We start from the raw sequence: 20,274 nt of genomic DNA, 5'->3' as shown, positions 1-20,274 counted from the left end.
CGTGCCGCACACACATCAGGGCCGAACCCCGAATCCGACCCTGACATCGCCCCGAGCGAATGCCGCTCGGGGCGGGCTCGGATCAGGCGCTGCGTGCGGAGTCGGCAGCATCGGAATGCCGCCGAGGCACGAAGGGTTCTACTCGTGCCTCCACGCGGCGCCGCTGGCGTTGCTCCCTCCACAGTGCCAGCGGGCCACGCTTACCCTTCGCGTTCGCGGTGACCAATCCCAGTCGCCGGCCGGTGGCCGGATCGACGGTCGTGACCGCGTTGCCGCCGAACTTGCGCTCCGAAGCGGTCTCCGGAGCGTCGTCCGCATTCGCGATCAGGTACTTGTTCGGGACCGCAAGCTTCAGGATCGTGCGCCACGATTGCGCGTACTGCACCGGCAGTGTCCCGCTCGTGTAGGGCAGGTCGTACTTCTCGGCGATCGCACGCACTCGGACCGCGATCTCGGCCAGCCGGTTGCTCGGCAGGTCCGGGTACAGGTGGTGCTCGATCTGGTAGCTCAGGTTGCCGCTCATGAAATCCAGCACGGGGCCGCCGTCGATGTTCGCGCTGCCCAGCATCTGGCGCAGGTACCACTGCCCCTGCGACTCGTTCTCGAGGTCCTGCTTGGTGAACTTCTCGGCCCCGTCGGGGAAGTGACCGCAGAAGATGATCATGTTGGTCCACACATTGCGGATCACGTTCGCGGTGAAGTTCGCCGACATCGTGGATTTCCACGCCGGGCCGGTCAGCGCCGGGTACACCACGTAGTCCTTGGCGACCTGCTTGCCGATCTTGCGCAGCACATCGTTGCGCTTCTCGGCGAACTCCGCCTTGTCGACGCGGCCCTTGGCGACCTTGCCGAGTTCGAGGTGCTGGATCGCGACGCCGTACTCGAAGAACATCTGCAGGATCACGTTGTACACCGGGTTGCCGATGAAGAACGGCGACCACCGCTGGTCACGCGTGACACGCAGCAGGCCGTAGCCCACGTCGTCGTCCATGCCGAGGACGTTCGTGTACTTGTGATGGATGTAGTTGTGGGTCTGCTTCCAGTGCGCGGACGGACCCACGTTGTCCCACTCCCACGTCGTGGAGTGAACCTCGGGATCGTTCATCCAATCCCACTGCCCGTGCATCACGTTGTGCCCGAGCTCCATGTTTTCGATGATCTTCGCGGCACCGAGCATGGCCGAACCGAGCAGCCAGGCCGGACGCTTGCGGCTGCCGAACAGGACCGCGCGGCCGCCGATCTCGAGCCCACGCTGCAGGCGGATCGTGTTGCGGATGTACCGGGCGTCGCGTTGTCCTCGGGATGCCTCGATCTCACGGCGAATCGCGTCGAACTCGCGACCGAGTTCCTCGATATCGGAATCGGTGAGATGGGCGTATTCCTGGATGTCCGTAATGGCCACCGGGCGTCCTTCCTACTCGGGCGTCGGGGGGCGTCCATGCCCTGTCCAGATGACCCTAGCGTAAGTTACGCATCCGTAGGTTACGCGCCCGTAGGCCATTCGTGTGATTGCCGCCACATCGATGCGCCAGCGACGCGACGTGGGTCAGCCGAGGATATTGGCAGCCGCGATGACCGCGCGCAAGGCCGATTCCGTGCCGTCAGCCGCGATCGCCGCACCCCAATGCCGACGACCGTCACGCTCGCAGCGCACGACCGTAGCCATCCCCGCACCCGCACGGAACTGATGAAACTCGAGGATCTCCAGCCCGGCGCCGGCCTCATGCAGCATCGCGGTAAGCGCTGCCATCGGGCCCGTCGCGGACACCACGAAGGTCGTCGGGCGCTCGTCGAATTCGAGTGTCGCCTCGTAGCGCCATATTCCCGAGCCGCACGCTCCCGCGGCCCAGCTGCCGAGCCGGATCGGGCCGGTGGCCGGGCAGTACCGGTCGAGGAACTCAGGCCAGCTCAGTTCGGCGGCCTCCGCGCGGATGGCCCGCGGGAGCGTAATGCCGTACCGCTCGGCGAAGACGTCGGACGCCGCCGGGGTGGCGAGGGCGATGTAAGAAGAATGTGCCGTCTGCATCGAATCGGTCTTCCTGGAAGAAAGGAGTGACCGACGAGTAGCTCAATGGCCCGCAGCGAGGGGCCGGTCGTTGAGACCCCGCTACGGGTGAGCTACTACGAGAAGGCAAGTCATGGATCGAAAAGATAGTCGATCACCGGCCACCGGCGCAAACGAATATTCGCGCCGATGGCCTTGGCGCGGAGCCTGCGGAGCGCCCATCGACACTGACCGGTTCACCGCACGCGTGAGTTCTTCTCCCGCAGCGCGGCCTTGGCATCGCGCAACGCCGACCGCAGCCCACGCCGCTCGCCGGTCACCGGGTCCACGCGCAAGCTTTCGACCTTGTCCGACAACGCGGCGAACTTCCGCTCGGAGCTGGTCTCGGGCGCATCATCGGAGGTGCGCCAGAGGAAGCGATCCGGGAGCGCGAGCTTGTGGATCGTCCGGAAGGCGAGCAGGTACTGGGTGATCAGCGGACCCGTGGTGTAGGGCAGGTCATACTTGTCGCAGAGCAACCGCACCCGTTGCGAGATCTCGGCGTACCGATTGCTCGGCAGATCAGGAAACAGATGGTGCTCGATCTGGTAGCTCAGGTTGCCGGTCATGAACGCCATCACGGGCCCGGCGTCGACATTCGCACTTCCGAGCATCTGCCGCAGATACCACTGCGCCCTGGTCTCGGTCTCGAAGTGGTCGGGAGTGAATTTCTCCGCACCGTCGGGGAAATGTCCACAGAAGATCACCGCGTATGCCCACACGTTCCGGACCAGGTTGGCGGTCAGGTTCGCCTTCAGCGTGCGTTTCCACAGCGGACCGCTCAGCGCCGGATAGATCACGAAGTCCTTGCCGACCTGGCGGGCCGCCTTGCGGAAGAAAACCCTGTTTGGCTCCGAGAGAAACCCGTCGCTCGGCACGATCGACGTGTCCTTCTGGATACCCAGATCGTGCATCGCGATGCCCCATTCGAACGTCGCGGCGAGCACGATGTTCGCGAGCGGCTGGAAGAGGTTGATGGGGCGCCACGGCTCGTCGCGCGTCATCCGGAGGATTCCGAATCCGACGTCGTCGTCCATCCCGACGATGTTGGTGTAGGTGTGATGCGAGTAGTTGTGCGCGCGCTTCCACTGCGCGGACGGCCCGGTCATGTCCCACTCCCAGGTGGTGGAGTGGATCTCCGGGTCGTTCATCCAGTCCCACTGCCCGTGGCTGATGTTGTGCCCGAGTTCCATGTTCTCGATGATCTTTGCGACACTGAGCATCGCGGTGCCTGCCACCCATGCGGTGCGCGATTTCCCCGCGAAAAGCGTTGCACGCCCGGCTAATTCGAGTCCACGCTGGGCGCGGATGGTGCGGCGGATATAGCGCGCATCGCGTTCCCCACGCGAGGACTCGATGTCGCGGCGAATTTGGTCGAGTTCGAAGCCGAGCGCCTCGACATCGGCGTCGGTCAGGTGCGCGTACGCGGCGATATCGGTGATTGCCACCGGAATCCTTTCGGGGTGTTCACCCTCAACGGTAGCCACTCGATGTTACGTCTGCCAAAACAGGACGAATCGGGTGGGCAACGAGCTGGTCAGGCCTCGATGACGCAGTCGCCGGCGGGCGCGGAAATACAGGTCTGAATCCGCTCGCCCGGACCACGAACATCGCCCGAACGCAGGTCACGGGTGTTGCCCTCCACGAGCGGAACGACACAGGTCTGGCAGATACCCATCCGGCAGCCGAACGGCATCTGCAGACCGACACTCTCACCGGCCTGCAGCAAGGTGGTCGCACCGTCGGCTTCGACGCTGCGTCCGGTCTTGGCGAAAGTCACGGTGCCGCCCTCGCCCGCAGGTCCGGTCCGACCGAGTTCGAATCGTTCGGTGTGCAACCGGTCGGCGATCCCCTCGTCCCGCCAGTGGTGCTCGATCTCGTCGAGCATCGCGGCGGGCCCGCACGCCCAGGTCTGGCGCTCGCGCCAGTCCGGGAACAACGCATCGAGTGAGGCGAGGTCGAACTTGCCCGAGCTCCGGGTCAGCTGTACATGGCTGGTGAAGCTCGGATGTTTGCCGTGCAGCGCAGCGAGTTCCGCACCGAAGATCACGTCGTCGGTCGAGGGCGCGGAGTGGACGTGGACCACGTCGCACACCTCGTCGCGGTGATCGAGGGTGCGCAGCATCGCCATCACCGGTGTGATGCCGCTGCCCGCGGTGAGGAACAGAACCTTTTCCGGCGCCGGCTCAGGCAGCACGAAGTCGCCGGTGGGCGCAGCGAGCCGGACGACCGTACCGGACGGCACGCCGTTGACGATGTGGCTGGACAAGAAGCCCTCCGGCATCGCCTTGACCGTGATCTCGATGAGCTTGGCGTTCCAGCTCGGCGACGAGGTCAGCGAGTACGAGCGCCAATGCCAGCGGCCGTCGATGAGTACGCCGATACCGATGTATTGGCCAGGGCGGTACCCGAAATCGAATCCCCAGCCGGGCTTGACCACGAGCGTGGCCGTATCCGCGGTCTCCTTGCGGACCTCGACGATCTGGCCGCGCAGTTCGCGAGCCGACCACAGCGGGTTCACCAGGTGCAGATAGTCATCCGGCAGCAGCGGTGTGGTGACGCGCGCGATCACGCCGCGCACCATGTTCAGCCGGGGACGCCCCGGCGCCGACACACCGGAGGCAGGTGCCTCCAGCCAATTCCTCAAGCCCATGGGAGCCGTCCATTCGTTTCGAGCGTGCGGTGACCATCGTAGGGGAAGAGGTTACGGTCTCGTAAGTTACGAGAGAGTAAGATCCATACGGGCAGGTCAGAGCAGTTCTATCAAGAACGGTATCTCTTGAGTGGCGTACCACGCCAGTTCATGATCCTCGGCGTCGCCTACCGTGAATTCCGCGTCTGAGTCGCCGAGATCCGCCGCGTCGATCACCAGCACCGCCTTGGCGACGTGGTCCTCGGCTTCGGAAAGATCCACATGGACCGAGGCCACCTGCCGGTACTCGACCGGCGCGGCAAGACGGACCACCGCATCATCGAGATCCGGGCGCAGTTTCGCCTCGTCGACGTCGGCCGCGATCACCGCACGCCGGTAGACCCGCGCGGCCGCCGCATCGTCGCCGTCGACCGTAGCGGGTGCATCGTCGGCTTCGGCGGCAATCAGGCGCAGCGAGGCACGGGCCGCCTCGGCCATCGCCACCTCGGCGAGCTCTTCCTCGTCGCCGTTCGAGTACGCCTCGCGCAGCGCGGGAGTCAGCGCGAAAGCCGTGTTGTTCACCGCGATCACCTCGCGGTCGGCCACGAGCTTTTCGAGCATCCGGATGGTCGCCGGAATGTAAACCCTCACCGGCGTCCTTCACGAGCAGACATCGAGCAGTTCCTCCATCGATTCGTAGAGCAGCGCGGTAACCACGTCCACGTCCGCCATCGCGTCGCGGTCCGCATTCAAACCGTAGTTCACGCTGCCGTCGTAAGAGGTCAACCCGATGGTCAGAGCCTGATTTCGCAGCAGCGGCGAGACCGGGAACATATCGAGCATGCGCGCGCCGGCCAGGTACATCGGCGCCTGCGGCCCCGGCATGTTGGTGATGACGAGATTGAAGGCGCGCTGGGCGTACGTGCTCGCGGCGCGCACGCTCATCGCGTGCAAGCTCGCCGGAGCAAACCCGGAGAGCCGGACCAAGGTCGGCGCTGTGACTCCGCGCTGCACCCGCGACCGCGCCTCGGTGGCATGCGCGATATGGGATAGCCGGATGGCCGGATTCGGTTCGCCCACAGGCAGGTCCACCAGAAACGAGGTGACCTCACTCATCGCGAGATCCTCGGTCGCATCCAGATACACCGACATCGGCACAATCGCGCGCAGCGTCGTCGACTCGGTGATCGGTTCACCGCGCGACATCAGCCAGTTGCGCAATGCACCGGATATGACCGCGAGGATGACGTCGTTGATCGACCCACCGCGGCTCGACCGGATCTTTCGGTAGTCCTCGAGGTTGGTGCGCACCACATCGAAGCGACGGTTGCGCGACACCGTTGCGTTCAGCGGACTCGTGGGGGCGCTGCCGGTGGCAGTGCCGAGCACGCTCGCGTACCCGGCGAGCGTCTTGGCCACATCGCCGGCGGTCACCGAGGCCTCCTCGATGAAGCGCCGGACCGACTCCGCGGTATCCGTCGGCCGAGATGCCATGTGCACCAGCGCATCCCCGATCAGCGACAAGCCCGACGGTTCGCGGGCCGGCATCCAGATCTGGTCCACGGGCGGCGGCGCCTCGCCCGCCTCGAGGATGACGTGGCAGATCTCGAGCGCCTCGATCCCGTCGGCGAGAGCCGCATGGGTCTTGGTGAACAACGCCATCCGGTCGCCAGAAAGGCCCTCAACCAGGTACATCTCCCACAGCGGGCGAGAGGGATCCAGCGGCCGCGAGGCAAGGCGCGCGACGAGCTCGTCGAGCTGGTCATCGCTGCCCGGCTTCGGCAGCGCGGAGCGGCGGATGTGATAGGTGATGTCGAACTCTCGATCGTCGACCCACACCGGCCGGCCGAGGCCGAACGGAACCTCACGAATCTTCTGCCGATAACGCGGAACCTCGGGCAGTCGGCTCTCCACCAACGCGAGCAGCTTCTCGTAGTCGAGCGCGCCCGCCGCGTTGTCGACGATCATGAGCGACCCGATATGGATCGGGTTCTTGGTCGACTCGAGCGCATAGAACGTCGCATCCCGCGGCGTGAGCCTCGTTACCACGTGTGGCGCCTCCCCTCGTTCGGCTGGCGCTGCGACCGCCGGCGCACGAAGTCACCCTATGGCCGATCGGTTGTTGCTGCGACTTACGAATTCGCACTCGTGGCGACTCGCGGCATGCAAAGCTCTTCGCGTCCACACTCTCCCGGACCATCGCCCTGCCATTGAGGAGAGAAATTGGACGAGTCCCCATCGCTGCTGACACCCGCGCCGGCCTGCGAACCCGCGATCGGCAGCCGGGAGCGGAGCCTGCGGAGCGACCCATCCGAGCGGGAGCGGAGCCTGCGATCGCCGCGTCGCACACCGCACGATGGCCGATCCGGCCTGGCACCGCGGCCCGTGCCGCGCGATCCCGGCCACGTCGATGTCGACGAAACGCTACGCACGGCAAGAGAATTCGCCGAACGCGCGCTGCGGCTGACGCTCGAGGTTCTCGACCACCGACGTGCACCGGCACAGTTCCGGCCGATGGCCGAACCCGCGGTGGTCGACGTCATCCGCGCGCTGGCCAACGGCACGCCTCCGGGCCGCGACGCCGCACGACTGCAACGCGTGCATCTGCGGCTTGTCGATGGTCACACTGCCGAGGTGTTCGGCACCTATCTGCGCGGCCCGCGCGTCCGTGCGCTCGCCGCGCAGCTCACGCTGCGAACGCAGGGGTGGCGGGTCAGCGCGCTACACATCGGCTGACCCGACACGCACGACTGGACTTCAGCGACGCCGCTTCTTGGCAGCCTTCGCCTTCGCCCGCTCGGCCTCGCGGCGCTCGCGCCGGGTGCCTCCCTGACCATCACCGTCACCGTCGCCGCCCTCGCGACGGCTCACTGCGGCCCGGCCATCCTCGTTCGGTCCGGAGTAGGTCAGCTGGCTCGGCCCGGACTCGTCGAGTCCCTTGGCACGCAATGCACTCGGCGCGGCGTTCTCCGGGCGCGGGGCGGGCTGCTCGCTGGGCAGCGGCGCACCGTTGGAAGGTGCGGCAGGGGCAGCACCCACCGGCGAGCGCAAACCCGGCGCGACACCGGCGACCTGCGGCTGCGGCGGCGCCGCCTCCACCTGCAGGTTGAACAGGAAGCCGACCGACTCCTCTTTGAGCCCGTCGAGCATCGCGATGAACATGTCGTAGCCCTCGCGCTGGTACTCGACGAGCGGGTCACGCTGCGCCATGGCACGCAGGCCGATTCCCTCGCGCAGGTAGTCCATCTCGTAGAGATGCTCGCGCCACTTGCGATCGAGCACCTGCATGAGTACCTGGCGCTCGAGGTTGCGCATCGCGCCCTCGCCACCGATCGAGTCGATGTGCTCCTCGCGCCGGCGGTAGGCCGCGCGCGCGTCTTCGAGCACCGCCTCGCGTAGGTCGTCGCGGGACAGGTCGCCGGCTTCGCCGACCTCGGTCTCGCCGGTCAGCTCGTGATAGTCGAGCGTGATCGGGTAGAGCGTCTTCAGCGCGGTCCAGAGCTGGTCGAGATCCCAGTCCTCGACGTAGCCCTCGGCGGTGGCGCCGTCCACGTACGCGGTGACCACGTCGGTGATCATGCCCTCGACCTGGCCCTCCATGTCCTCACCCTCGAGGATGCGGCGGCGCTCGAGGTAGATCACCAGGCGCTGCTGGTTCATCACGTCGTCGTACTTGAGGACGTTCTTGCGGACCTCGTAGTTCTGCTGCTCGACCTGCGTCTGCGCGCTCTTGATGGCCTTCGAGACCATCTTCGCCTCGATCGGCACATCGTCGGGCAGGTTCATCCGGGTCATGATCGACTCGAGCGCCGCGCCGTTGAAGCGCCGCATGAGTTCGTCACCGAGAGACAGGTAGAAGCGGGACTCGCCCGGGTCGCCCTGACGTCCGGAGCGGCCGCGCAGCTGGTTGTCGATGCGGCGCGACTCGTGCCGCTCGGTGCCGAGCACATAGAGCCCGCCCGCGTCACGAACGTGATCGGCCTCTGCGGCGGCCTCGGAGCGAACCTTCTCCAGCTCCGGCTCCCAGGCGGACTCGTATTCCTCCGGCGTGGAGATGGGGTCGAGCCCGCGCTTGCGCAGCGCGATGTCCGCGACGATCTCCGGGTTGCCGCCGAGCACGACGTCGGTACCACGGCCGGCCATGTTGGTGGCCACGGTGACCGCGCCGGACCGGCCGGCCTCAGCGACGATCTGGGCTTCCTGCTCGTGGAACTTCGCGTTGAGCACGTTGTGCGGAATACCGCGCTTGGTCAGCTGCTTGGACAGGTACTCCGAGCGCTCGACGCTGGTCGTACCGATCAGGACGGGCTGCCCACTCTGGTGCCGCTCGACGACGTCGTCGACCACCGCGGAGAACTTCGCCTCCTCGGTCTTGTAGATCAGGTCGGCCTGGTCCGCGCGAATCATCGGCTTGTTCGTCGGGATCGGCACCACACCGAGGCCGTAGATCTGGTGCAGCTCGGCGGCCTCGGTCTCGGCCGTACCGGTCATGCCCGCGAGCTTGTCGTAGAGGCGGAAGTAGTTCTGCAGCGTGATCGTGGCCAGTGTCTGGTTCTCAGCCTTGATCTCGACCTTCTCCTTGGCCTCGATCGCCTGGTGCATGCCCTCGTTGTAGCGGCGCCCGACCAGGATGCGGCCGGTGAACTCGTCGACGATGATGACCTCGCCATCGCGGACGATGTAGTCCTTGTCCTTGTGGTACAGCTCCTTGGCCTTGATGGCGTTGTTCAGGTAGCTGACCAGCGGAGAGTTCGCGGCTTCGTACAGGTTGTCGATGCCGAGCTGATCCTCGACGAACTCGACGCCGGCCTCGTGCACGCCGATAGTGCGCTTCTTGATGTCGACCTCGTAGTGCACCTCCTCGCGCAGCAGCGGGGCGATGCGGGCGAACTCGGCGTACCACTTGCTCGAGGCGTCTGCCGGGCCCGAGATGATCAGCGGGGTCCGCGCCTCGTCGATGAGGATCGAGTCGACCTCGTCGACGACGGCGTAGTTGTGGCCGCGCTGGACGAGGTCGTCGAGGCTGTGCGTCATGTTGTCGCGCAGATAGTCGAACCCGAACTCGTTGTTGGTGCCGTAGGTGATGTCGGCGGCGTAGGCCGTGCGACGCTCGGCGGGAGTCATCCCGCCGAGGATGACGCCGACTTCGAGGCCGAGGAAGCGGTGCACACGACCCATCCACTCGGCGTCGCGCTTGGCGAGGTAGTCGTTGACCGTGACCACGTGCACGCCGTCGCCGGAAATCGCGTTCAAGTAGGCGGGCAATACGCAGGTCAGGGTCTTGCCCTCACCGGTCTTCATCTCCGCCACGTTGCCGATGTGCAGCGCCGCGCCGCCCATAACCTGCACGTCGAAGTGACGCTGCGACAGCACCCGCCACGATGCCTCACGCGCCACGGCGAACGCCTCGAGCAGCATCTCGTCGAGCGACTCGCCATTTTCGTAGCGCTGCTTGAACTCAGCGGTCTTGCCGCTCAGTTCGTCGTCTGTCAGCGCCTCGACCTCGGGACTGAGGTTGCCGACCTCCGCCGCGAGGCGACCGAGCCGCTTGACGGTTCGACCTTCACCTATCCGGAGCAACTTCGAGAAAGACAGCGTCGGCACGGTTTCGTTCGTCCTCTGGTCGTCGGCAACAGGTGGCGGCCCGAAGGTAGGCGTCTGCGGCCCCGGCGGAACTCACTCCGCGGCTGCGCGCCGGCCCTCGGCTTCGTCCATGGTATGCGCTGGTCGGCAGAGGGCGCCGTCGCGTTGCCCGATCGAGGCGCCCCACCGGGCGAATCGGGCATTCGACGGGCCTCGGCACGCACCAGCGCCGCGGCCGAATCGGCCGCGGCGCTGGGTGTGCGGGCTAGGCCAGCCTGATGAGGCCGTAATCGAAAGCGTGCCGCCGGTACACCACCGACGGACGATCCGAGGCCGCGTCATGGAACAGGAAGAAATCGTGTCCCACGAGTTCCATCTCGTACAGCGCGTCGTCCACGGTCATCGGCTTGGCCGGGTGGACCTTGGTGCGGACGATCTGGCCAGGACCACCCTCGTTATTGTCGGAGGAGACGAGCTCGGCGCGACGTTCTTCGTCCCGCTGTTGAGCTGCCTCGATATCGGCAAGCGCTGCGGTTGCCTCGGCAACCGACACCGGTCGCTTCTCTCCGTAATGGACCCGCTTCCGGTCCTTCGTCCGGCGCATCCGGTTTTCCAGCTTGGCTGTCGCCGATTCGAGCGCAGCGTAAAAGCTGTCCGCCGAGGCCTCGGCGCGTACGACCGGGCCTTTGCCCCTCGCGGTTATCTCCACCTTCTGGCAATTCTTGCGTTGCCTGCGGTTGCGTTCGTGGAATAGTTCGACGTCGAACAGGTACCGGGATGGGTCGAAGCGCTCTATTCGAGCCAGCTTCTCCGCAACGTATATGCGGAAGTGATTGGGTACCTCGACATTTCGGCCTTTGATTACAACTTCGGCCTGAGTCGGAATGGATTCTGGATCGATCTTGTCGTCGTACGCCGATGACTGTTCAGCAGTCGTCACGCCTACCTCCCGAATCGTCCGCGCCTCGCGGCGCGCCATCTGGTGGCGAAGTGCCGAGGTGGAATCGCCCGGCACCAGGATTCCGAGGCATCACCTCCGCTGGTAATCGGGTCTTCGGGATGTTTCCCGACGCTAGTCCGTCGATGGCACGTGTGCCACTGTTCACCAGAATTTCGCCTCAACGTGCAGCAACGATGACGATTGCTCCGCTTACCGGCACACCTGCCCGGCAAAGTGTTCGCACGGACTCGGTCAGTGTTGCTCCTGTGGTTACGACGTCGTCCACGACCACTACGTTCGCGCCCGGCCCGATGGTGGCACCGGGTACTCGCACGGACACCCTTCCGTCCACATTGGCACGCCGCGCCTGCGGCGACAGCCCGACCGAATCACGCGCACCGGCGGACAGCCGCAACGCGGGCACAACGCTGCACCCGGGCAGTCGTCGTGCCGCGACTCTCGCCATCGCCGTCACCGGATCTCCGCCGCGCCGGCGGGCGGCCCGGGCGCGCGTCGGCGCCGGTATCAGCACGAGTGGGGCGAACTGGTCCGGATCGAGATGGCCGACCTCACGCAGCCAGGCGAGAGCCTCGGCGAGCGCCGTGCCGAGCGGATCGGCGAGATCGCGCCGCCGGCGCTCCTTCATCGCGATCACCGCATTGCGCCGGGCCCCGCTGTGGGCGCCGAGCGCCCAGCACGGCACACCGGGATCGACCCGCGGACGCAGCGCGACCGGGTGGCCTGCCAGCTCACGGGCGCAGGCCGCACACCAGCCGGCGCCGGGCAGGCCGCAGCCACCGCATTCGAGCGGAAGGACGAGATCCAGCAGTGCTCGCACGCACCGGAGTCTCACCTGGCGCACCGACAGAAACGCCGGGCGAGCGGATCAGCCCGGCAACACCGGAACTGCACGCCGGCCCGATAGGCCGGGCACCTCGCGCCAGTAGCGGTCGGTCTCCGGATCGCTGTTGTTGAGCTGGAACACCGCGCGCGCATCGGCGACGTACTCGATCATCGCCGATGCGTCCACGCTCGACACCGGGGCGGTGAGGTTGCGGCCGGGCAGCGTGTCGAAACGGGAACCGTCCACGGCGACCATCGCCACCGGCGTATCCGGCGTCGCACGCGCGACCACGAGGGTCTCGCTGGTGCTCCAGTCCAGCGACACTGCGGGGCTGCCGAGTCCGACGGCCACGAGCATCGGCGCGCTCAATGCGGGCCCACCGCGCTGCTGCGGCACCACGACCGCCACGTACACCTTGCCGTCGACAATCAGCGCGGCCCGCACACCGTCGCGGGAAAGCCGCATCTCGGTGATTGTGCCCAGCGCATTGATGGCCGAGGCGTCCACTTCGTTGAGCGAGACCTGCCCGGTTTCCCGGTCGCGCACGGCCTGCACCACGCGACTGCCGTCGATCACGGCCCACGCCGAACCGTCGTCGGCGGCCCAGGTCGGCCGGGTGACGGCACCGCCCTCGGCCACCGGGAACGCGCCGCCGCCATAAGAACCGATCATGAGTGCGTTGGCCGCCGACTGACGACCGGTATCCACCACCGCCGCAACGTAACTCCCGTCACGCGACAGCGCGGCGGTGCGCATGTTGTTCACCGTGCCGAAGTAGCCGGGGGCGGGCACGGTTCCGGTATCGGTGACATCGACGAGCACGCCGTCACTCACAGCGTGCAGGCCGGTATCGGCGCTGTCCCCGGCGACCGGGTTCAGCGCCGCCACATCGGCAGTCGTCCAACCATCGGCGTAGCGCCCGTCGAGCGGCTTGCCGTCGGCGAGCAGCACGTACGGCCCCGAGATCTCGGCGTTCGCCAGCGTCCACACCACCTGTGCGGCAAGCAGTTCGCGGCTTTGCCGGTCCAGCCCCGCGGCGCCCGCGAAATCGGCCCGGATGCCGCCGAGACCCACACCCACCGAGTTGGTGCGGCCGTCCGCCTTCGTGATCGGGCCGCGGATCGAGATCCCCTCGCCCAATTCGTTGCGCACCGCCGGGGCCAGCGTGGGCGACGGCCCCTGGATGAGGAGCCCGATCAGCTCGGCCGCGAGCTGTTCACGGGTCGCCGAAATCCATCGCGGATCGGGGACCGTCGAGGTACCCGCCGGATCGAGGAAGTGCAACGACTTGCGCTGGTAGGAGTTGAGGAACTGGGAGCGGTCCATGATCACGCCCGCGGGCAGTTCGTCGATCCGCCAGTCCCCGTCCGCGCGGACGAGCGAGACCCGACTCTCGAACGTGCCTTCCTCGGCCTGATACGTGCCGCCCGGCTGCAGCGAACCGGTGCGATTGGCGCGGATCAGGTACGTCGCCCGGTCCGCGGTGCGTGACTCGGGCAGCACGTCGACCTTGTCGATGATTGTGGCGCTCGCCGCGTCATCCCACTTCTGCGAGGTGGCCGGAGTGAGGAACTGGCGCGCGGCACGATGCCGCTCGACCGGGTCGGTGCTGGCCTTGAGGAAGTCGCGGACGAGCAGGTCCGGTTCCCGGCCCGGCACCGGCTCGGGCTGGTTCTGGCTAGGTGGTATCCGGGCAATCGTGCCGATCGCCTCGGGAGTCGACGTGTCGGGCAGGCTCGCACATCCCGAAAGGACGGTCAGCCCGGCAACGCCACAGATGACGACCCGCATCAGACGAGTGCGGGCCCTCACTCGCCACTCCGCTCGCCCGGCGAGGCGGTGACGCTGCCCTGGTCCTTGATCGACCCTTCGTCGGCGCTGCCGTCCTCGTCCTGCGTCGGCTCGGCGGTGTCGGTTGGCTCGAACTCGATTCCGTCCGTGTCGAATCCCTGCCCCTGCACATACTTCCGACTGGTGGGCTGCAGCGGCAGCGGACTTCCGGTGATCTTGCGACCGCGGATCAGCGGCAACGTCAGCCGGAAGCACGAACCGATGCCCGGCTCGCCCCAGGCTTCGAGCCGGCCGTGATGCAGATGCGCGTCCTCGACACTGATCGACAGACCGAGCCCGGTTCCGCCGGAGCGCCGCACGCGCGAGGGATCTGAGCGCCAGAAGCGGTTGAACACAAGCTTCTCCTCTCCGGGCCGCAAACCGATGCCCTGGTCACGGACGACAACCGCGACGGCGTCCTCGTTCGAGCGCATCCGAAGCAGCACCGGCTTGCCCTCGCCGTGGTCGATCGCATTGGCGAGCAGATTTCGCAGGATTCGTTCGACGCGGCGCGGATCGACCTCGGCCGTAACTGGTTCCTCCGGCAGGTCCACGATGAGCTCGGTCGCCGACTCGCGGGCCAGGTGACGGACCGTCGACACCGCCGCCCGCGCGCACATTCGCAGGTCGAGTCGTTCCACCGACAGCTCGGCGACGCCGGCGTCGTGGCGGCTGATCTCGAGCAGGTCGTTGAGCAGGTTCTCGAACCGGTCCAGCTCGGTCACCATCAGCTCCGACGAACGCCGCAGTGCCGGGTCGAGATCCTCACTCGAATCGTGGATCAGGTCGGCGGCCATTCGCACGGTGGTCAGCGGCGTGCGCAGCTCGTGGCTGACGTCGGAGGTGAACCGGCGTTGCAGGTTTCCGAACTCCTCGAGCTGGGTGATCTGCTTCGACAGGCTCTCGGCCATTTCGTTGAACGACATTGCGAGCCGGGCCATATCGTCCTCGCCGCGGACCGGCATGCGTTCGTTGAGCCGGCCGTCGGCGAACCGCACGGCGATCCGCGACGCCGAGCGGATCGGCAGCACCACCTGCCGGGCGACGAGCATGGACACCGCGGCGAGCAGGACGAGCAGGACCATGCCACCGATGAGCATGGTCGAGCGCATCAGGGAAAGACTGCGTTCCTCGCTGGCGAGCGGGAAGACGAGATACATCTCCATCGTGGAGATATCGGAAGTGGTTGGGCTGCCGACGATCAGCGCCGGGCCGCTGTAGCCGTCCGGGTCGTTCACGGTGGCGAACTGATAGGAAACCTGGCCCTGCTGCACGAACCGGCGCAGCGAATCGGGGATCTGGTCGGCAGGGCCGCTCACGGTCGGCGGGAGCGGGCCGTCGCCGGGCACGATCAACGCCGAGTCGAATGTGCCTGCCGCACCAGCATTCTGACTGTCGCTCTCCCGGTTCGACAGCGCCGAGCGCGCACCATCGAGCCGGCTGCTCAGCGTGTTGCCGTCATCGGCGCCGGCCAGCTGCGCCTGCACCGTGTTGCGGGCACGGTCCATCTCCTCGGTGGCAGCACTGATCTTGGCTTCCAGCATGCGATCGGTGATCTGGCTGGTCAGTACGACACCGAGGATCGTGATGACGATGAGCGAGAGAGTGAGTGTGGAAACGACCACGCGCAGCTGAAGAGATCTACGCCATCTGTGGCCGAGGGATTCGCTGATCGAACGAAACCAGCGCAGGAGCGCGGCGGAGTACCTCTCGAGACGGCGCCGCGGATGGGAACGAATGATCACGGCGGTCCGGCTTTGTAGCCCACTCCCCTCACGGTCAGAACCACGTCGGGATTCTCCGGATCTTTTTCGACCTTGGCGCGCAGTCGCTGGACGTGCACGTTCACCAGACGGGTGTCGGCGGCATGCCGGTAGCCCCAGACCTGCTCGAGCAGCACCTCACGGGTGAAGACCTGCCGGGGCTTGCGCGCGAGAGCGACCAGCAGGTCGAACTCCAGCGGCGTGAGCGAGATCAGCTCTTCCCCGCGGCTCACCTTGTGCGCGGGGACATCGATGACGATGTCACCGATGGACAGCAGCTCGGCCGGTTCCTCCTCGGTCCGGCGCAGGCGTGCGCGGACGCGGGCGACGAGCTCCTTGGGCTTGAAGGGTTTGACGATGTAATCGTCCGCACCGGATTCCAGCCCGAGGACCACGTCGACCGTGTCGGTCTTCGCGGTCAGCATCACGATCGGTACGCCGGAGTCTGCACGCAGCACCCGGCATACATCGATGCCGTTCATCCCGGGCAGCATGAGATCGAGCAGGACGAGGTCGGGACGGGTTTCGCGCACTGCGGACAGTGCCTGCGTGCCGTCTCCCACCACGTACGGCTCGAATCCCTCGCCGCGCAACACGATGGTCAGCATCTCCGCGAGAGCCGTATCGTCGTCGACTACCAGAATCCTTGGTTTCATGTCCCTATCGTGACACTTTCGAGCGCCGCAGCAGGTCGGCACGCCGCAGGTTGTTTCTCCAGTTCATCATCATCGGTGAGTCTCACCCGTTGCGGGTGAGCAGCTGCGCAAGACGAGCGGCCAGCCCGGCCGGATCGTCTTCCGGTCCGACTACCCACCACTGACCTCTCCATTGGATCTCCGCGAGCTCCCGGTACACCTCGGCGGTCCGCTTCTGCAGCCCCGCGTCGCGCTCGTATGCATCGAGCGTGCGGCTGGCGTCGGTCTGCTCTCGGCGCCGAGCGCGTTCGGCCGCCAGATCCACCGGCACGTCGAGCAACAGCACAGCATCGGGAACCGGCAGTCCGAAGCGGTCGTATTCAAGCGTACCGACCCATTCGGAGAAAACGCCCGCTGCGCCCTCGTGCACGCGGGCGGCACCGTAGGCGGCATTGGAGGCGACGTACCGGTCGAGGATGACCAGGTCATTGGAGTCGAGCAGTTTGCGCAGGTCGTCGGCGGCGCCGGCGCGATCGAGGGCGAACATCAACGCCATCGCATTCGCGGAGGCCGCCAGGTCGCCGTGCCCGCCGGTCAGCGCCTCGGCGGCCAGATCGGCATGCACCGATTCGCCGTATCGGGGAAAAGCCATGGTTGCGACGCGTTCGCCGCGGCCGCGCAGGTCGGCGACAAGCGCATCGACCAGCGTGCGCTTACCGGCGCCGTCGAGACCTTCGATGGTGACGAGTATTCCCACGACACCGAAGGCTAGCGCCCGTGCAGGCGGGAAGCATGCACGGGCGCTAGCCAAGGGAATCAGTAGCGGTAGTGCTCCGGCTTGTACGGGCCCTCCACGTCCACGCCGATGTACTCGGCCTGGTCCTTCGTGAGCTTGGTCAGCGAGCCGCCGAGCGCCTCCACGTGAACCTTCGCGACCTTCTCGTCGAGGTGCTTGGGCAGGCGGTAGACCTCGTTGTCGTACTCGTCGGGCTTGGTCCACAGCTCGATCTGCGCGATGACCTGGTTCGAGAAGCTGTTGCTCATCACGAACGAGGGGTGGCCGGTCGCGTTGCCGAGGTTGAGCAGACGCCCCTCGGACAGCACGATGATCGACTTGCCCGAGTCGAAGGTCCACTGGTCGACCTGCGGCTTGATGTTCAGGCGCGCCGCACCCGAGCGCTCCAGCCCGGCCATGTCGATCTCGTTGTCGAAGTGGCCGATGTTGCCCAGGATGGCCTGGTCCTTCATCGCCTTCATGTGGTCGAGCAGGATGATGTCCTTGTTGCCCGTCGAGGTGATGACGATGTCGGCGTTGCCGATCGCCTCCTCCACAGTGACGACGTCGAAGCCGTCCATCAACGCCTGCAGCGCGTTGATCGGGTCGATCTCGGTGACCTGCACGCGCGCGCCCTGGCCGGCGAGCGACTCGGCGCAGCCCTTGCCCACGTCGCCGTAGCCGCAGATCAGCACCTTCTTGCCACCGATCAGCACGTCGGTGCCGCGGTTGATGCCGTCGATGAGCGAGTGGCGAGTGCCGTACTTGTTGTCGAACTTGCTCTTGGTGACCGAGTCGTTGACGTTGATCGCCGGGAACGACAGCTCACCGGCGGCGGCGAACTGGTACAGCCGCAGCACGCCGGTGGTGGTCTCCTCGGTGACGCCCTGAACCGATTCGGCGATCTTGGTCCACTTGCCGTTGTCGGTCTCGAAACGCTCGCGGAGCAGGTTCAGGAACACCTTGTACTCGGCGGAGTGGTCCTCTTCGTCCGGCGGGATCACGCCGGCCTTCTCGAACTGCGCGCCGCGCAGCACGAGCATGGTGGCGTCGCCACCGTCGTCGAGAATCATGTTCGCGGGCTTGTCGGCGTCCGGCCAGGTGAGCATCTGCTCTGCGGCCCACCAGTACTCCTCCAGCGTCTCGCCCTTCCAGGCGAACACCGGGGTGCCCTTCGGCTCCTCAACGGTGCCGTGGGGGCCGACGACGACAGCAGCGGCGGCGTGGTCCTGGGTGGAGAAGATGTTGCACGAGGCCCAGCGCACCTCGGCGCCGAGCGCGGTGAGCGTCTCGATGAGCACCGCGGTCTGAATGGTCATGTGCAGCGATCCGGAGATGCGCGCACCCTTCAGGGGCGCAACCTCGGCGTACTCGCGACGCAGCGCCATGAGGCCCGGCATCTCGTGCTCGGCGAGGCGCATTTCTTTGCGGCCGTACTCGGCGAGCGACAAATCGGCGACTTTGTAGTCGACGCCGTTGCGGTGGTCTGCTTGGAGCTGACTATCGGACACGAGGGAAGTCATCTACCTCTCCTGATCGGTGGCTACTCGGCAAGGCTAGCGGGTTGGCCGCGCGCCGTGGGTGCCCGCTCCACCGGGGCACTGCGCGCGCACCCTTTCAAGTGTTCGCGCACACCCCGGCGTGCGCGCACGCTCCAAAGGTGCGCGTTCACGCAATGGACCCGAGCCGCGGGCTACGGCGCCGCAGATCGGCTGCGCGCCACCACGTCCGCGACGAACGGGCCGAGCAGCATCGCGAGCTCGACACCCACATCGCGACCGGCCTCGGGCGGCACCGATACATAGCTCATCGCAAGCCGGACCACGGCCCGCGCGAGAATCTCGGACTCCTGTGCCGGAGCGGCCACCCAGCTGGTCTGGAACGTCTCGGCGAGCCGGGTCGATGCCCGCTCGATGATGGGCCCGCTGTCCAGGGTGACGAGCCGCAGCAGATCGGGCTTGGCCTCACCGCTGAGCAGCGACTGGATCAATGGATCGGTCGCGGAATCGAGGAAGAAGCCACGGAACGCATCTCGCAGTCCCGCATCGACATCGTCGACGTTCGCCGCAATTGCGACGTCGACATGGTCGACCAGGCGGTCCGCGAGCCGCAGCGCATACCCCTCGGCAAGACCTGCGCGCGAACCGAATTCGTTGTACAGCGTCTGTCGGCTGACCCCGGCCCGCTTGGCGACATCGGTGAGATTGATCTTCGACCAGTCCCGCTCGGTGAGTAGTTCTCGTACCGCATCGAGCACGGTGTCGCGGAGCAGGGCACGGGCAGCCTCAGGATAGGCGCCACGGGACTGACTCGCCGTGGCGCTCATGTCAGGACCGCTCGATCTCGACCATGAAGAAGTCGGCCTTCGCCGCTCCGCAGTCCGGGCACGACCAATCGTCGGGGATGTCGTCCCAGCGCGTGCCGGGATCGATCCCCTCCTCGGGCCACCCCTGTGCCTCGTCGTATTCGAATCCGCATTGCACACATTGGAACACCCGGTAGTCACTCATTGTGTCACCCCTTGATTGTTTAGTGGTGGCCGTCACATCCGGCTCAACCTGCGGGCACCGGTTCGAAGTCGGGCTTCTCCCGTACCCCACAGTCCGGGCAGCACCAGCCCTCCGGCACGTCGCCCCAGCTTGTGCCGGGCGGAAACCCTTCGTGTGGTTCACCTTTCGCCTCGGTGTAGACGTATTCGCACACCGGGCAGCGATAGGCACTCACTGCGCAACCGTCGTGTCGGTCGCTCCGTACCGCGCGAGCACCTTGTCCCGCTTGGACGGTTGGATCGAGGCACGGGTGATGTCGCCCTCGTAGTGCGCGAGCACGCGCTTATCCATCACGCGCCGCCACAGCGGCGGGAAGTAGGCGAGCAAGATCATGCTCGCGTAGCCGGCGGGAAGATTCGGGGCACCGTCCCAGCTACGCAGCGTCTGGTACCGCCGAGTCGGGTACGCGTGGTGATCGCTGTGCCGCTGCAGGTGGTACAGGAAAATGTTCGTGACGATGTGGTCGCTGTTCCAGCTGTGCTGCGGCGCGGGCCGCTCATAGCGACCGCTCTCGGTCTTCTGCCGGCGCAGGCCGTAGTGCTCGAGGTAGTTGACCGCCTCGAGCAGGCTGAAGCCGACAACCGCCTGCAGCACGAGATAGGGCAGCAACTCGATGCCGAACACGGCGATCAGCGCGCCGAACAACACGACCGACATCAGCCACGCCGTGAGCACCTCG

The 20,274-nt window shown here is 66.4% G+C and carries 19 protein-coding genes; 1 reads left to right on the top strand and 18 read right to left on the bottom strand.

All coding sequences use genetic code 11. The annotated features are described in order from the left end of the window. Positions 1-82 precede the first annotated feature (82 nt). The 6 genes from A8G08_RS04020 to A8G08_RS03995 form a co-directional block, all read right to left on the bottom strand. Positions 83-1,402 carry a fatty acid desaturase family protein gene (locus tag A8G08_RS04020; RefSeq protein WP_084435932.1) on the bottom strand — a complete coding sequence of 440 codons (1,320 nt, stop codon included), beginning with the start codon at positions 1,400-1,402 and terminating at the stop codon, positions 83-85. 144 nt (positions 1,403-1,546) lie between these two features. Beyond that, the gene (locus A8G08_RS04015) at positions 1,547-2,026 is read right to left on the bottom strand and encodes a 2-isopropylmalate synthase (RefSeq protein WP_068270455.1); all 480 of its coding nucleotides are present in this window, start codon (positions 2,024-2,026) and stop codon (positions 1,547-1,549) included. A 215-nt stretch (positions 2,027-2,241) separates the two neighbouring features. Next, entirely contained in the window at positions 2,242-3,492 is a 1,251-nt protein-coding gene (locus A8G08_RS04010) for a fatty acid desaturase family protein (RefSeq protein ID WP_068270451.1), read from the bottom strand. Positions 3,493-3,581: 89 nt separating this feature from the next. Beyond that, complete coding sequence (locus A8G08_RS04005) at positions 3,582-4,697, bottom strand: ferredoxin reductase (RefSeq protein ID WP_068270444.1); 1,116 nt, start codon at positions 4,695-4,697, stop codon at positions 3,582-3,584. 96 nt (positions 4,698-4,793) lie between these two features. Further along, positions 4,794-5,297 (bottom strand): DUF6912 family protein, encoded by a 504-nt coding sequence (locus A8G08_RS04000; protein WP_187344426.1) that lies wholly within the window; start codon positions 5,295-5,297, stop codon positions 4,794-4,796. 39 nt (positions 5,298-5,336) lie between these two features. Beyond that, positions 5,337-6,725, bottom strand: coding sequence for a WS/DGAT/MGAT family O-acyltransferase (locus A8G08_RS03995; RefSeq protein WP_068270440.1), 1,389 nt, complete (start codon positions 6,723-6,725; stop codon positions 5,337-5,339). A gap of 174 nt (positions 6,726-6,899) precedes the next feature. On the opposite strand from A8G08_RS03995, the gene A8G08_RS03990 reads away from it, so the two are divergent. Beyond that, positions 6,900-7,412 (top strand): Rv3235 family protein, encoded by a 513-nt coding sequence (locus A8G08_RS03990; protein ID WP_245672618.1) that lies wholly within the window; start codon positions 6,900-6,902, stop codon positions 7,410-7,412. Between the two features lie 21 nt (positions 7,413-7,433). Here A8G08_RS03990 and secA read toward each other — a convergent pair whose 3' ends face one another. The 12 genes from secA to A8G08_RS03935 all read right to left on the bottom strand — a co-directional run. Further along, positions 7,434-10,280, bottom strand: a complete 2,847-nt coding sequence (gene secA, locus A8G08_RS03985; protein ID WP_068270439.1) for a preprotein translocase subunit SecA — start codon at positions 10,278-10,280, stop codon at positions 7,434-7,436. A gap of 244 nt (positions 10,281-10,524) precedes the next feature. Continuing rightward, on the bottom strand, positions 10,525-11,199 hold the full coding sequence (gene hpf / locus A8G08_RS03980) for a ribosome hibernation-promoting factor, HPF/YfiA family (RefSeq protein ID WP_068270480.1): 675 nt from the start codon (positions 11,197-11,199) through the stop codon (positions 10,525-10,527). Between the two features lie 178 nt (positions 11,200-11,377). After that, positions 11,378-12,037: a ComF family protein gene (locus A8G08_RS03975; protein ID WP_068270437.1), complete on the bottom strand. Its 660-nt coding sequence runs from the start codon at positions 12,035-12,037 to the stop codon at positions 11,378-11,380. Positions 12,038-12,085: 48 nt separating this feature from the next. Then, a complete protein-coding gene (gene lpqB, locus A8G08_RS03970; protein ID WP_068270434.1) occupies positions 12,086-13,834 on the bottom strand; it encodes an MtrAB system accessory lipoprotein LpqB in 1,749 nt (582 codons plus the stop codon). 17 nt (positions 13,835-13,851) lie between these two features. Continuing rightward, positions 13,852-15,618 (bottom strand): MtrAB system histidine kinase MtrB, encoded by a 1,767-nt coding sequence (mtrB, locus tag A8G08_RS03965; protein WP_084435931.1) that lies wholly within the window; start codon positions 15,616-15,618, stop codon positions 13,852-13,854. Next, on the bottom strand, positions 15,615-16,292 hold the full coding sequence (mtrA, locus tag A8G08_RS03960; RefSeq protein WP_068270432.1) for an MtrAB system response regulator MtrA: 678 nt from the start codon (positions 16,290-16,292) through the stop codon (positions 15,615-15,617). Before mtrA ends, mtrB begins: the two co-directional genes overlap by 4 nt. An 82-nt stretch (positions 16,293-16,374) precedes the next feature. Then, on the bottom strand, positions 16,375-17,028 hold the full coding sequence (locus A8G08_RS03955) for a dTMP kinase (protein WP_068270429.1): 654 nt from the start codon (positions 17,026-17,028) through the stop codon (positions 16,375-16,377). A gap of 59 nt (positions 17,029-17,087) precedes the next feature. Continuing rightward, on the bottom strand, positions 17,088-18,569 hold the full coding sequence (gene ahcY / locus A8G08_RS03950; protein WP_068270426.1) for an adenosylhomocysteinase: 1,482 nt from the start codon (positions 18,567-18,569) through the stop codon (positions 17,088-17,090). 170 nt (positions 18,570-18,739) lie between these two features. Next, positions 18,740-19,372: a TetR/AcrR family transcriptional regulator gene (locus tag A8G08_RS03945; protein WP_068270423.1), complete on the bottom strand. Its 633-nt coding sequence runs from the start codon at positions 19,370-19,372 to the stop codon at positions 18,740-18,742. 1 nt (position 19,373) lies between these two features. Then, positions 19,374-19,556 (bottom strand): rubredoxin, encoded by a 183-nt coding sequence (locus tag A8G08_RS03940; RefSeq protein ID WP_068270477.1) that lies wholly within the window; start codon positions 19,554-19,556, stop codon positions 19,374-19,376. 43 nt (positions 19,557-19,599) lie between these two features. After that, a complete protein-coding gene (locus A8G08_RS26520; RefSeq protein WP_084435930.1) occupies positions 19,600-19,770 on the bottom strand; it encodes a rubredoxin in 171 nt (56 codons plus the stop codon). Then, positions 19,767-20,274 (bottom strand): fatty acid desaturase (locus A8G08_RS03935; protein WP_187344425.1); only part of this gene is annotated, 508 nt, incomplete at its 5' end. The genes A8G08_RS26520 and A8G08_RS03935, both read right to left, overlap by 4 nt.

The sequence above is a fragment of the Aldersonia kunmingensis genome, from assembly GCF_001646865.1.
Classification (GTDB): Bacteria; Actinomycetota; Actinomycetes; order Mycobacteriales; family Mycobacteriaceae; genus Aldersonia; species Aldersonia kunmingensis.
Note: the sequence above shows the minus strand (reverse complement) of the source record. Positions and strands in the feature narration are given on the sequence as shown.

What these genes read in the sequence shown, in the direction of transcription:
- A8G08_RS04015 (WP_068270455.1), bottom strand. Translation starts at nt 2,026, where the DNA reads ATGCAGACGGCACATTCTTCTTACATCGCCCTCGCCACCCCGGCGGCG.
- A8G08_RS04005 (WP_068270444.1), bottom strand. Translation starts at nt 4,697, where the DNA reads ATGGGCTTGAGGAATTGGCTGGAGGCACCTGCCTCCGGTGTGTCGGCG.
- A8G08_RS04000 (WP_187344426.1), bottom strand. Translation starts at nt 5,297, where the DNA reads ATGCTCGAAAAGCTCGTGGCCGACCGCGAGGTGATCGCGGTGAACAAC.
- lpqB (WP_068270434.1), bottom strand. Translation starts at nt 13,834, where the DNA reads ATGCGGGTCGTCATCTGTGGCGTTGCCGGGCTGACCGTCCTTTCGGGA.
- mtrA (WP_068270432.1), bottom strand. Translation starts at nt 16,292, where the DNA reads ATGAAACCAAGGATTCTGGTAGTCGACGACGATACGGCTCTCGCGGAG.
- ahcY (WP_068270426.1), bottom strand. Translation starts at nt 18,569, where the DNA reads ATGACTTCCCTCGTGTCCGATAGTCAGCTCCAAGCAGACCACCGCAAC.
- A8G08_RS03945 (WP_068270423.1), bottom strand. Translation starts at nt 19,372, where the DNA reads ATGAGCGCCACGGCGAGTCAGTCCCGTGGCGCCTATCCTGAGGCTGCC.
- A8G08_RS03940 (WP_068270477.1), bottom strand. Translation starts at nt 19,556, where the DNA reads ATGAGTGACTACCGGGTGTTCCAATGTGTGCAATGCGGATTCGAATAC.